Below are 12,971 nucleotides of genomic sequence, written 5' to 3'. Positions count from 1 at the left end.
ATACATAGAATATTGTATCAAAATGGACATCTAAAAGCGTTCGTGTACAAAACTACATGGATTTGAAATATTGTCCATGCTCTTTATCTTTGAGGAGGGGCGGAGATGCCTTATCTTTGCAAGGTAAACTTTTTAATCTTAATAAGGAACCATGAAAAAAGTAGTAATCTGGATAGCTCTAAGTCTTTGGTCGGTGATGACAGTCTTTGCCGGTGAGACAGCTTACCTCTTTTCTTATTTTATCAATGACAGTAAAGACGGATTGCATTTAGCATATAGTTATGATGGATTGAACTGGCTGCCTTTACATGGCGGACGTTCTTATCTTACCCCTACGGTTGGTAAAGATAAATTAATGCGTGACCCCAGCATTTGCCAGTCGCCGGACGGAACTTTTCACATGGTCTGGACTTCCAGTTGGACGGACCGGATTATCGGATATGCCTCTTCACGCGATTTGGTTCATTGGAGTGAGCAACAAGCAATCCCTGTGATGATGCACGAGCCGGATGCACATAACTGTTGGGCTCCCGAACTGTTTTATGATGAACCTTCACAAACCTATTATATCTTTTGGGCAACTACGATTCCCGGCCGTCACAAAGAAGTGGCTACCAGTGAAAGTGAGAAGGGACTGAATCATCGTATTTATTATGTAACGACGAAGGATTTTCGTACTTTCTCAAAGACGAAGATGTTCTTCAATCCAGATTTCAGTGTGATTGATGCCGCTATTGTGAAAGACCCGAAGCGGGAAGACTTGATAATGGTAGTCAAGAATGAAAATTCCAATCCGCCGGAAAAGAATTTGCGTGTGACGCGTACAAAGAAGATAGAAAAAGGATTCCCGACCAAAGTATCGGCACCTATTACAGGAAAATATTGGGCGGAAGGTCCGGCTCCTCTTTTTGTAGGTGATACGCTTTATGTCTATTTTGATAAATACCGTGACCATCGTTATGGAGCTGTTCGTTCTTTGGACTATGGTGAAACATGGGAAGATGTGTCCGATCAGGTCTTTTTTCCGAGGGGGATTCGTCATGGAACGGCGTTTGCAGTGGATGCCTCCATTGTAGAGGCACTGATTGCCGACCGGAACTATAATCCGCTTATTCCCGATAATCTGGCGGACCCGTCTGTCTCCAAATTTGGTGATACCTATTATCTTTATGGCACTACCGATCTGGATTACGGACTTGGACGTGCCGGAACTCCTGTCGTATGGAAATCGAAAGACTTTGTGAACTGGAGTTTCGAAGGCTCCCATATCAGCGGGTTCGATTGGTCGAAAGGATATGACTACACGAATGATAAAGGTGAAAAGAAAAAGGGTTATTTCCGGTATTGGGCGCCTGGAAAAGTGATTGAGCAGGACGGCAAGTTTTATTTATACGTTACGTTTGTGAAACCGGATGACAAGATGGGAACTTATGTGCTCATAGCTGATCGCCCGGACGGTCCTTTCCATTTTACTGAGGGACAGGGGCTTTTGCCTCCCGGAGAAGAAGGAACAGATAGCCCGGCTGTCGTTGATGATATTGACGGAGAACCTTTTATTGATGACGACGGTTCAGGATATATTTTCTGGCGTCGCCGGAATGCGGGACGGCTTTCTGCGGACAGGCTTCATCTGGAAGGTGAGCCGGTAACTCTGGCAACAGTCCGCCAGGGATATTCCGAAGGTCCGGTGATGTTTAAGCGTAAAGGTATCTATTACTATATTTATACGTTGAGTGGTCATCAGAATTATGTCAATGCTTATATGATGAGTCGCGAGTCTCCTTTGACGGGTTTTGTAAAGCCGGAGGGGAACGACATTTTTTTATTCTCTTCTCCTGAAAATCAAGTGTGGGGACCGGGACATGGCAACGTGTTTTATGACGAGGGAACGGATGAATATATTTTTCTCTATCTGGAATACGGAGATGGCGGAACTACCCGTCAAGTGTATGCTAACCGGATGGAATTTAATGACGATGGAACGATAAAGACATTAATCCCCGATATGCGTGGTGTAGGTTATCTGGCTGCTTCCCAAGAGACCCGGCCGAATCTGGCATTACAGTCGCATTTTTATGCTTCCAGTGAGAAATCTCCCCGTACTTCCGTGGTCAATATCGAAACGCAACCCAATCAACCATTGCCCGAAAAAGGTTCGGTGAAGAGCTATACCCGCACGCATACTTATCAGGCTGCCCATGTAGCTGACGAATCGAATGGAACTCGTTGGATGGCGGCTGATACGGATAGCAGTCCGTTTATTACAGTCGATTTAAAGGAAATCCGTAAGGTCGGGGAGTGCCAGTTCTATTTTACCCGTCCCACTGAAGGACATACCTGGCGACTGGAGAAGTCTATCGACGGAAAACATTGGCAGACATGTGCCGAACAAGGCAAAGTGCAAGTATGCTCTCCACACATTGCTAGGGAGATAGGAGAGACACGTTATCTCCGTCTTCATATTCGCAGGGGAGATGCCGGTTTGTGGGAATGGAAAATATATGAATAACGTTTTATAACGCTAATAATCAATCGAATTTATGAAGTATATGGTAAAAAGTAAAATTCTGGCTATTTTCTGTGCCGGTCTATTAACCGTTTCTACTGGAATACAGGCAGCAGAGAGACTGGCAACCGGAACTCAACAGAAGCAAGCTCAAAAGACTGTAATTGAAACTTCTCCCTGGTTTGATGATAAAGACCTGACTTTGACGGGTGTCTATTATTATCCCGAACACTGGGATGAGAGCCAGTGGGAACGTGACTTCAAGAAAATGCATGAACTGGGATTTGAATTTACCCATTTTGCCGAGTTTGCCTGGGCGCAACTGGAACCGGAAGAGGGGCGCTATGATTTTGCCTGGCTGGACAGAGCTGTAGCTTTGGCAGCCAAGTATGATTTGAAAGTTATCATGTGTACTTCTACTGCTACTCCTCCTGTATGGATGAGCCGGAAATATCCCGAAATTCTATTGAAGAATGAGGATGGAACGATACTTGACCACGGTGCTCGCCAACATGCTTCATTTGCTTCGCCTCTTTACAGGGAATTATCATACAAGATGATTGAAAAACTGGCGCAGCACTATGGCAATGACTCCCGTATTATCGGATGGCAACTCGACAACGAACCTGCTGTACAGTTTGATTATAATCCGAAAGCGGAGCTTGCTTTCCGTGATTTTCTTCGTGCCAAATATAATAATGACATTCAACTTTTAAATAATGCATGGGGAACTGCTTTCTGGAGTGAGGCTTATTCGTCCTTTGATGAAATAACGCTTCCCAAGCGCGTACAGATGTTCATGAATCATCATCAAATTTTGGATTATCGTCGTTTTGCTGCATCACAAACCAATGATTTCCTGAACGAACAATGTCTGTTGATAAAGAAATATGCAAAGAACCAATGGGTGACTACGAATTATATACCGAATTATGATGAAGGTCACATCGGTGGTAGCCCCTCGCTTGATTTTCAAAGTTATACCCGTTATATGGTATATGGTGATAATGAGGGGATTGGTCGTCGAGGCTACCGGGTAGGTAATCCGTTGCGGATAGCTTGGGCAAATGACTTTTTCCGTCCGATACAGGGAACTTATGGTGTGATGGAATTACAGCCGGGACAGGTGAACTGGGGCAGTATCAATCCCCAACCTCTTCCGGGCGCAGTTCGTCTGTGGATGTGGAGTGTGTTTGCCGGTGGAAGTGATTTTATCTGCACCTATCGTTATCGCCAGCCTCTTTACGGCACGGAACAATATCATTACGGAATTGTCGGCACGGACGGAGTGACTGTTACTCCCGGCGGAAGAGAATATGAGACATTTATAAAGGAGATTCGTGAACTTCGTAAACATAGCTCTTCCCGTGAAACCAAACCTGCCGATTACCTTGCCCGTCGTACTGCAATTCTTTTCAATCATGAAAATTCCTGGAGTATCGAGCGGCAGAAGCAGAATCGGACATGGGATACTTTTGCACATATTGAAAAGTATTACCGTACCTTAAAATCATTCGGAGCACCTGTCGATTTTATATCAGAAGCCAAGAACTTGTCCGATTATCCGGTCGTCATTGCGCCAGCTTATCAATTAGCTGATAAAGAACTGGTGGACAAATGGATTTCTTATGTGAAGAATGGCGGAAACCTTATTCTTACTTGTCGTACGGCACAGAAGGATCGTTATGGCCGTCTTCCGGAGGCTCCTTTTGGCTCTATGATTACTCCGCTGACCGGAAATGAAATGAACTTTTATGATTTGCTTCTTCCCGAAGATCCCGGTACTGTTGTTATGAACGGAAAAGAGTATGCCTGGAATACATGGGGAGAGATTCTGAATCCTCCGGCAGATGCTCAAATATGGGCTACTTATAAGAACGAATTCTATGAAGGAAGTCCGGCTGTGACTTTCCGCAAACTGGGGAAAGGTACGATTACTTATGTTGGAGTGGACAGCCACAACGGAGCATTGGAAAAAGATATATTGAAAAAGCTATATGCACAACTGAATATCCCGGTAATGGATTTGCCTTATGGCGTGACAATGGAATACCGGAATGGGTTAGGAATTGTATTAAACTATTCAGATCAGCCTTATACCTTCAACTTATCGAAGGGAGCCAAAGCATTGATCGGGACTACAGAGATTCCTACAGCGGGTGTATTGGTGTTTTCAGTGAAATAAGTGTTGAAAAGAATTATGTTACAATTAAATTATTTATTATGAGACTGTTGAACTATTGTTTTTTGATTGGAGGAATATTAATTGCTTCTTGTGTTGGTAATTCGAGTAATAAATCTCAAAATGATAAGAAAATAAATCCGGCGGATACTATTTATTTAGGAGATTTGCGTGAAAAATTTGAAGGAGATTCTGTTTTTTTCGCAAAAGTGGCACCGGATCTGATATTGACAGATTATCAATATTTCTGGGCGGCAACAGAGTCAGATGCCATAGCCAATGGGCTAACAAAAGATTATTATAAGAAAGTAAAACAAGAAATTACAGCCACAAATGAAGCAATAAAGAAGGGAGTAATGAAAGGCGCTAATGTGAAACGAATTCCCGATTTTCAGAGTGTGAAATAACTAAGAATGTTTTATCTTGGTATGTTGGATAATAGAGTAATGATATGATTAAAAGATATTTTCTAAGTTTAATAACTTGTACCTGTTTTTATTTGTTAGCCGCTTCTTTTACTTCGAAAAATGGCAACTATGAAGTGCTTAAAGTAACCGCTCCTTTTCCGATGCAACCTATTAAAGTGTTTATCTATCCTGATAAGGACTTTATAATTACAGACTTCGGTGCCGTCAATGGAGGAAGAGTAGATAATACAAAAGCAATTACTAGTGCTATTGAAGCGTGTAACCAATCCGGTGGCGGACGTGTTGTTGTTCCGGCAGGTACATGGCTGACCGGCCCCATTCATTTTAAAAGTAATGTGAATCTTTATTTGGAGGAGAATGCGGTTTTGTATTTTACGGATAATCCTTCTGATTATCTTCCGGCAGTGATGACTTCATGGGAAGGCTTGGAATGTTATAATTATTCGCCATTGCTCTATGCTTTTGAATGTGAGAACGTGGCGATTACAGGTAAAGGGACTCTTCAGCCGAAGATGGATACCTGGAAAGTATGGTTCAAACGTCCTCAACCTCATTTGGAGGCATTGAAAGAGTTATATACGAAAGCTTCGACCGATGTTCCTGTTATTGAACGTCAAATGGCAGTAGGAGAGAATCATCTTCGTCCGCACTTGATTCATTTCAATCGTTGCAAGAATGTTTTATTGGATGGGTTTAAGATTCGTGAAAGTCCGTTTTGGACCATTCATCTCTATATGTGTGACGGGGGATTAGTGCGTAATCTCGATGTAAAAGCACATGGACATAATAATGACGGTATTGATTTTGAAATGAGCCGTAACTTTTTAGTGGAAGATTGCTCTTTCGATCAGGGGGATGATGCAGTAGTGATTAAAGCCGGACGTAATCAGGATGCTTGGCGGTTGAATACTCCTTGTGAAAACATCGTTATCCGTAATTGTCAGATTCTAAAAGGACATACTTTACTTGGTATCGGAAGTGAAATATCGGGAGGAATACGGAATATTTATATGCATGACTGCACTGCTCCGAATTCTGTGATGCGCCTTTTTTTTGTGAAGACCAATCATCGCAGAGGTGGATTTATAGAGAATGTTTATATGAAGAATGTAAAGGCAGGAACGGCTCAACGTGTACTCGAAATAGATACCGAAGTGTTATACCAATGGAAAGATCTGGTACCTACTTATGAAGAACGAATTACTCGTATTGATGGTATTTATATGGATAAGGTGACTTGTGAATCGGCAGATGCTATTTACGAACTGAAAGGTAACTCCAAACTTCCGGCTAAGAATGTAATGATTAGGGATGTAAAAGTAGGAGAGGTAAAGGAGTTCGTGAAGAAAGTGAATAATGTAGAGAATGTAGTGGAAAAGAATGTGACTTATGATAGGAAAGGGAAATGACCCTTTCCTGAAAGTAGCAGAAAATTTCATGCTATAATTTTAGTATAATGTAGTATCTTAGCAGCAAAATTGAAAACTTTATGCTAAGATGAAGAAATCCTTTTATTTATTACTGCTAATCACTCTATATAGCAGTATCAGCTTTGCTCAAAGCCTGAAATCTATATCTATTTTAGGCGATTCGTATTCAACATTTGAAGGATACCTGCAACCCGATACCAATAGCATTTGGTATTATGTTTCTCCGCGACAGCAAACGGATGTAACTTCCGTAAAGCAGACCTGGTGGCATAAATTCATCAAAGAGAATAACTGCCGCCTTTGTGTCAACAACTCCTTTTCCGGTGCAACGATTTGTAATACCGGTTATAATCAGGCTGATTATTCGGATCGTTCTTTTATTACCCGTATGGATAAGCTGGGATGTCCGGATATCATCTTTATTTTCGGTGCAACGAATGATTGTTGGGCCGGCTCACCGCTTGGGGATTACAAGTATGAAGGGTGGACCAAGGAAGATTTATATACATTCCGTCCGGCTATGGCATATCTGCTTGACCACATGATTGATCGTTATCCTAATGTTGAAATCTACTTTCTGCTGAACTCTGGTTTAAAGGAAGAGTTTAATGAATCAGTCAGAGCTATCTGCAATCACTATAACATTGATTGTATTGAACTGCATGATATTGACAAAAAGAGCGGTCATCCTTCGATAAAGGGGATGGAGCAGATTAGTGAACAGATTAAGATGTTTATGAGGAAGACGAAGTGAAAAACAACGGAAATATAAGAAATAATATTGCCACTTGCTACTCTTTGATTAGGAATACTATTTCAAAGAGTGCCAAGTGGCAATAAGTTTAGTTGTTTATCTTAATATCCCGGATTCTGCATTGCTTTCTTTTCTTCATTGCTTAGTGCAGAACCATTTGAATTGGTGATACCGTCCAAGAAGGCTTGGGGGATCGGACGATAGTAATGTTTCTCCGATTTGAATTCGCCAAGACCTCTGCTGGCACCGTCGTTGAATTTATGCCAGCGGGCGTCTAACGTCTTGGTACGTGCCAGATCTTCCCAGCGTTGCAATTCGCCACAAAGCTCACGGGTACGTTCATTTAATAGGAAGCACATCATTTTGTCAGCATTGGATGTACATCCCAGTTCGTTGTAGATAGGAGTGTCGACTGTAGAGTTATAAACGTCTGCCACACTATTTAATTTCATCGTAGTTTTGGTAGAAGCAGTAGTCTCCTGTTCGATATTGTTTGACTCATAATAGGTGTTTTCTTCCCAGTAAATAGCACCTTCGGAGGAGTGACCGCCTCCTTTCCCGGAACAATAAGGATTATTCTTATAAGCTTGTCCACCATCTACGTTCTTACTACGGTCTTCACCAGTTTTATAACCGGCACGTTCACGTAGTTTGTTCATCCATTCGACAGCTTTGTCATAATTGGCTTCACCTTTACGAATATATGCTTCGGCAACCATTAGTACATCATCTGCCGAACGGGCGATGATAGCATCGCGAGTACCGAATTGAGATGCGATGGAAACACGATAACCATCACGGAATTTAGATAAAGCTACTGAACGCTTGTGAGGTATGATATCGTAATAATTACCTGTTTTCTCATTTATATTCCAGCTGTGTTCCTGTCCTTTGAAATAGCGTACATATGTATACGTGTTACACATTTTTCCATCTTTCAAAACAGTATATGCCGGAGCGTTGGGATATTTCTCATAGCGATTGTCTCCCGGGTCATTCACGATGTATTTCATACCGAGTTCACCTCCACTGAAACGTTTGTCACCTTCTTTTACACCTGCCGGAGCGTATGGCATATCTTCTGCTGTCCAGGTGGGAGCACTTTTGGTTTCGTTGGCTCCATAACAGGTGATGAATGATTTCCAGAAACGAGAGTCATTGACACGGTCAAATACCTGCATGGTATACTCTGTAGCACTTACGTATGAGAATTCACGTCCTCCGGAGATGTCACGTTTACATCCACCTATATCATTACCTTGGTATACGGCCGGATAATAAAGATGCATCTGGTTTCCATAACGTCCCCATGTTGATTCATCATTAGAGAATTGAGCTGCTAGAATCACTTCACTTACTTTTTCATTGGCTCCGTTCGGCTGTTCATAGTCCCAAAGTTCTACATAATCATTACACAACGGATGTGCGTCTACAACTTCCGAACCATATTGAATAACAGCATCGAGGTCGGATGCTATATAATTACTATTCCAATCGCTGTACAATTCGGAGGCACGGAATAAATGTGCTTTTGCAAGGAAATGGGCAGCAGCATATTTGTTAATTCGTCCGATTGATTCACCTTTATCCGGAAGTAGTCTGTAGGCTTCTCCAAAATCAGATATAACCTGTGTGTATATTTCTTCAGCAGAATTCCGTGTAAAATATGTTTCCGCGCTTGTAGACGGAACTAATTTCAACGGCACACCACCAAATTGCTTCACTAATTCGAAATAAGCATAGGCTCTTAGAAAGTGTGCTTCTCCCAAGCGTGTGTTGTATGTAGGTGAACTTTGGTTATAATATTGAGGTATGTTTTGGATCAATATGTTTGCGGGTTCAACCAGTCCGTAGTAATTGTCCCAGATAGGTTGGTTAGCGGCATTTTCAGATGAATTTAAATCTTGACTATAGTGATTCCATGCTGGAATAACATTATTAGCATCAGTAAATTCATCTACTCCCATGTTGTAGCACTGAATCCCCCATATATAGTTGAATTTGAATTTCAGTTTCTGATAGGCTCCAGTCACTAATTCATCAAGACCTTCTTGTGTCTTAAAGCGGTCGGTACTATATTGAGTTGTTAAATTCTCATCAAGGAAAGATTCACTGCACGAAGTGATCGAGCTTCCTGTTATGCTGGCTATTAAAGCAGCAAATAATATTCTATTTAATTTCATAATGTCTTTACTTTAATTTGTTTATTAGAATCCGATGTTGACACCTATTACAAAACTCTTCAAAGTGGTAGGTGAACCAAATGTTTTGGTATTATTGTCATAATTTACCAAGTCTGTATCCAAAAAGTCACATGCTTTATAGATATTGAATGGGTTCATGGCTTGAACATATAGCTTCAAATTATTGATACCCAAGTTCTTTAATTGTTGTGGGGTAAAGTTATAACCCAATGAGATATTACGAACTTTGATGTATGAGCCATCCTGATAGTTCATTGCGCTGTTAAAGGCATCGGCTCCTTCACCGTTGGAACCGGGTGAATAGTATTTTGCATTCTCATTTGTACCGGCTACCCAATAGTCTATTTTACGCTGCATATAGCGACCGTCAAGAGTAACAGCTCCCTGTGGAACAGTAAATCCCCAACGTGATAAAATAAAGAAGGATAGCTCAAAATTCTTATAGCTGAAAGTGTTACTCCATCCACCTGTCCAGCGTGGACGTGTGTGACCTACAATTTTTTTATCGTCATTGGCATCTATTGTATCATCATTATTTAAATCTTTCACTTTGATTTGTCCCGGTTTACGTCCGTATTTGGCAGCTTCTTCGGCTTCTTCTGTTTTCCAGATGCCATCATATACCCAGTCGTAATAAACACCGATTTCCTCACCGACAAACCATTTATTGTTCACATCTTCTGTTCTACCATTAGACAATTCGTCGATTCTGTTTCTATCCATTGACCATGTTAAAGTAGTGCTCCACGAAAAATCTTTTGTTTGTATAGGTATTGCATTTACTTGTAGGTCAATACCATATCCGGATGTTTTACCTACATTGGCATAAGTAGAAACATAACCCGTTAGTGAAGGAATTGACATTTCTAGTAACAAATCATCAGTTTTCGTTTTGTATGCATCGATACTACCAGTAAGTCGGTTATTAAAGAAACCATAGTCAACACCGACATTGTATTGTGTAGTTCTTTCCCAGCCTAGAGTTGGATTAGCCATTTTGGCGGGTTCCTTCTGTGAAGGATCTGAAGGTACATAGCCCAAGGATGACTCATTCTGTCCCCAGTTATAGTATAAGCCTGTGATAGCGCCTTTAGTTGCATATGCTTTGATTGCCGCATTACCTGTAACACCCATACCTATACGAAGTTTCAACTGATTCAGCCAACTGATGTCTTTCAGGAAATCTTCCTGATCCATTCTCCATGCGATAGCAGCAGAAGGGAAACTTGCCCATTTGTGCCCTTCGGCTAATTGAGAGGCGCCGTCCCAACGCATAGATGCTGTCAATAAGTACTTATCTTTATAACCATAGTTTAGACGAATCATATAAGATGCCATTTGAGTCTCGGTCAGACCTGTGCCAAAAGAGTTTAGTGTACCGGCAGATCCTATATTATACCAGAGCTCATCTGATGAGGCTACATTAGTAGCTCTCATATCTCCCATCTCGTAATGGTAGGCAGAAGCGGATTGCATCAATGTCATGCCTAAATTATGTTGACCCAGGGCTTTGTTATAATAGATCAGGTTATCCAATGTCCATGCACGTTTTTGTTCGTTCTTGTATTGTGCGCCATTGTTACCATCTCCATTAATACCATCTGCTGCATTAGCGACTCCTAAAGTGTAGAATTGGAATTCAGGACCAAACTGAAGACGATAAGATAAGCCTTCCAGTGGTTTCCAGATTTTACCGAAATCAATTTGCGAATACAAACTGGCAGAAGCACGGAAAGTGCGGCGTTGGTTGGTGTTGTAGTCTAATTCACGAATAGGGTTGATGATATTTACATCCCCACTCGGATAACGGACATATTCACCGTTTTCGTCATAAGGTACTGTCCACGGAATCATACTTCTTAATGCGCTATAGAAATCACCCGAACCGGTTACAGACTTGGAGAAACTATATCCATAGTCTTGAGTGGAATAAGATGCATTAATTGAAGATCCCATTTTGAACCAATTGACAGGAGTCACATCAAATGAGGTTTTTAACGTATAACGTTCATATGCTTGCCCTGGTTGTGTACCTTTCTGATCCAAATAACCGAATGAGGCATAGCCTTGGAATTTGTCAGACCCTCCGGATGCACTTAAGGTATGTTCGTGAGTGATCCCCGTCTGTTTACCGTGCGAAGCCCAGTCATATGATCCTACTAAAGATGGATCGTAGACTCCATTTACCCATGCTTTTTCGATGTTTTTCCATGAAGCAGTTACGCTACCAAATGCAGCTTTATCGGCTTCATAAGTTGGAGTGGCAGAAGCATAAGAACCTGCATTGTATTTGGCTAAGCGGGCATAATCCAACCATTCGGCGGCAGACATCATTTCTGTAACATCGTGTAGCGTTTCAAAAGTGACAGTACCGGAATAGTTTAGGGTCACTTTACCTTCTTTTCCTTTTTTGGTAGTTACAAGAATCACACCGTTGGCACCACGTGAACCATAAATAGCTGTGGCTGAAGCATCTTTTAAAATGTCAATAGCTTCAATGTCGGAAGGATTGATATTTTCAATGCCTCCATTTTGAATTACCATACCGTCTACCACATACAGTGGACCCTGTTCCGCATTAATAGAGCGTTGTCCACGAATATTAATGTTGCCCACCTCTCCGGGACGCTGACTGGATGTAATATCTACACCGGCTGTTTTACCTTGCATCCCTTCTAGCGCATTTCTTACAGGCATTGCTTTCAGTTCTTTTTCACCTACGCGAGCCATAGCACCGGTTACGTCACTTTTTTTCTGTACTCCATAGCCTACAACTACTACTTCGTCTAAGGTCTCGGTATCTTCTTGAAGAGTAATTTTAAAGTTGGTATTTCCTGCTACGGATACTTCTTGTTTTTTATATCCTATATAAGTGATAGTGATTGTACCTTTTATTGGCACATTGGAAAGAGAAAACTTGCCATTTAAATCAGTAATTGTACCATTAGTAGTACCATTAACCAATACACTGGCACCAATAACCGGTTCTCCGGTGAAATCTGTAACTGTGCCCGAAATTGTCTTATTCTGGGCATAAGATTCTACTATTAAAAAAGAAAACAAAGTGAGGAGAAATAGCCGTCGGATAGTATCCTTATAGGCGTACAGGTGATTACCTTTTTTGTTGCTTTTCATACTTTAATTATTAAGTTATAAAATATTGGTTTATAGATCTTTTATTGTTGATTTTTCTTCTATTGAAGATTTTTTGTTTTTCTTTATAGATATTTCTTATAACGTATTATTCTATAGATGTTTAGTAGTGTAATATATTATATGATATTAATATATTTACATCTTGTTTTTATTATAGAGTTAAACAAAAGTTAGATTCTCTTTTTAAAGAAGTTTTTCATACTCTATCTGTGAAAAAGTGTTGCAAACATAACGACTAAATCAAAATATAGCAATGCAGAATCGTACAAATGTATGGAAAATACCGTCTTTTGCACGATATTCCATGTTAT

The 12,971-nt window shown here is 41.0% G+C and carries 7 protein-coding genes; 5 read left to right on the top strand and 2 right to left on the bottom strand.

From position 1 onward, the window contains the following. The first annotated feature begins 151 nt into the window (after nt 1-151). The 5 genes from DWZ47_RS07245 to DWZ47_RS07225 all read left to right on the top strand — a co-directional run bounded on the left by DWZ47_RS07245 (nt 152) and on the right by DWZ47_RS07225 (nt 7,300). Nucleotides 152-2,509: a family 43 glycosylhydrolase gene (locus tag DWZ47_RS07245; protein WP_182281620.1), complete on the top strand. Its 2,358-nt coding sequence runs from the start codon at nt 152-154 to the stop codon at nt 2,507-2,509. A gap of 31 nt (nt 2,510-2,540) precedes the next feature. Continuing rightward, on the top strand, nt 2,541-4,691 hold the full coding sequence (locus tag DWZ47_RS07240) for a beta-galactosidase (protein ID WP_117512675.1): 2,151 nt from the start codon (nt 2,541-2,543) through the stop codon (nt 4,689-4,691). 38 nt (nt 4,692-4,729) lie between these two features. Then, on the top strand, nt 4,730-5,095 hold the full coding sequence (locus DWZ47_RS07235) for a hypothetical protein (RefSeq protein WP_004301557.1): 366 nt from the start codon (nt 4,730-4,732) through the stop codon (nt 5,093-5,095). A 44-nt stretch (nt 5,096-5,139) separates the two neighbouring features. Next, nucleotides 5,140-6,525 (top strand): glycoside hydrolase family 28 protein, encoded by a 1,386-nt coding sequence (locus DWZ47_RS07230; RefSeq protein ID WP_182281619.1) that lies wholly within the window; start codon nt 5,140-5,142, stop codon nt 6,523-6,525. Nucleotides 6,526-6,613: 88 nt separating this feature from the next. Beyond that, entirely contained in the window at nt 6,614-7,300 is a 687-nt protein-coding gene (locus DWZ47_RS07225) for an SGNH/GDSL hydrolase family protein (RefSeq protein WP_008650749.1), read from the top strand. A gap of 101 nt (nt 7,301-7,401) precedes the next feature. Here the strand turns inward: DWZ47_RS07225 and DWZ47_RS07220 are convergent, their stop codons facing one another. Then, a complete protein-coding gene (locus tag DWZ47_RS07220) occupies nt 7,402-9,483 on the bottom strand; it encodes a RagB/SusD family nutrient uptake outer membrane protein (RefSeq protein ID WP_004301560.1) in 2,082 nt (693 codons plus the stop codon). Nucleotides 9,484-9,507: 24 nt separating this feature from the next. After that, nucleotides 9,508-12,639, bottom strand: a complete 3,132-nt coding sequence (locus tag DWZ47_RS07215) for a SusC/RagA family TonB-linked outer membrane protein (RefSeq protein ID WP_004324911.1) — start codon at nt 12,637-12,639, stop codon at nt 9,508-9,510. Between the last annotated feature and the right edge of the window lie 332 nt (nt 12,640-12,971).

Source organism: Bacteroides sp. AF32-8BH, assembly GCF_003435205.1.
GTDB classification, from domain to species: domain Bacteria; phylum Bacteroidota; class Bacteroidia; order Bacteroidales; family Bacteroidaceae; genus Bacteroides; species Bacteroides ovatus.
The sequence above is the reverse complement of the archived record's forward strand: the minus strand, read 5'-3'. Positions and strand labels throughout refer to the sequence as shown.

Bases quoted from the DNA above. Each gene is read 5' to 3' on its own strand.
- DWZ47_RS07245 (WP_182281620.1), top strand. From the start codon at position 152: ATGAAAAAAGTAGTAATCTGGATAGCTCTAAGTCTTTGGTCGGTGATG.
- DWZ47_RS07235 (WP_004301557.1), top strand. From the start codon at position 4,730: ATGAGACTGTTGAACTATTGTTTTTTGATTGGAGGAATATTAATTGCT.
- DWZ47_RS07240 (WP_117512675.1), top strand. From the start codon at position 2,541: ATGAAGTATATGGTAAAAAGTAAAATTCTGGCTATTTTCTGTGCCGGT.
- DWZ47_RS07220 (WP_004301560.1), bottom strand. From the start codon at position 9,483: ATGAAATTAAATAGAATATTATTTGCTGCTTTAATAGCCAGCATAACA.
- DWZ47_RS07230 (WP_182281619.1), top strand. From the start codon at position 5,140: ATGATTAAAAGATATTTTCTAAGTTTAATAACTTGTACCTGTTTTTAT.
- DWZ47_RS07215 (WP_004324911.1), bottom strand. From the start codon at position 12,639: ATGAAAAGCAACAAAAAAGGTAATCACCTGTACGCCTATAAGGATACT.
- DWZ47_RS07225 (WP_008650749.1), top strand. From the start codon at position 6,614: ATGAAGAAATCCTTTTATTTATTACTGCTAATCACTCTATATAGCAGT.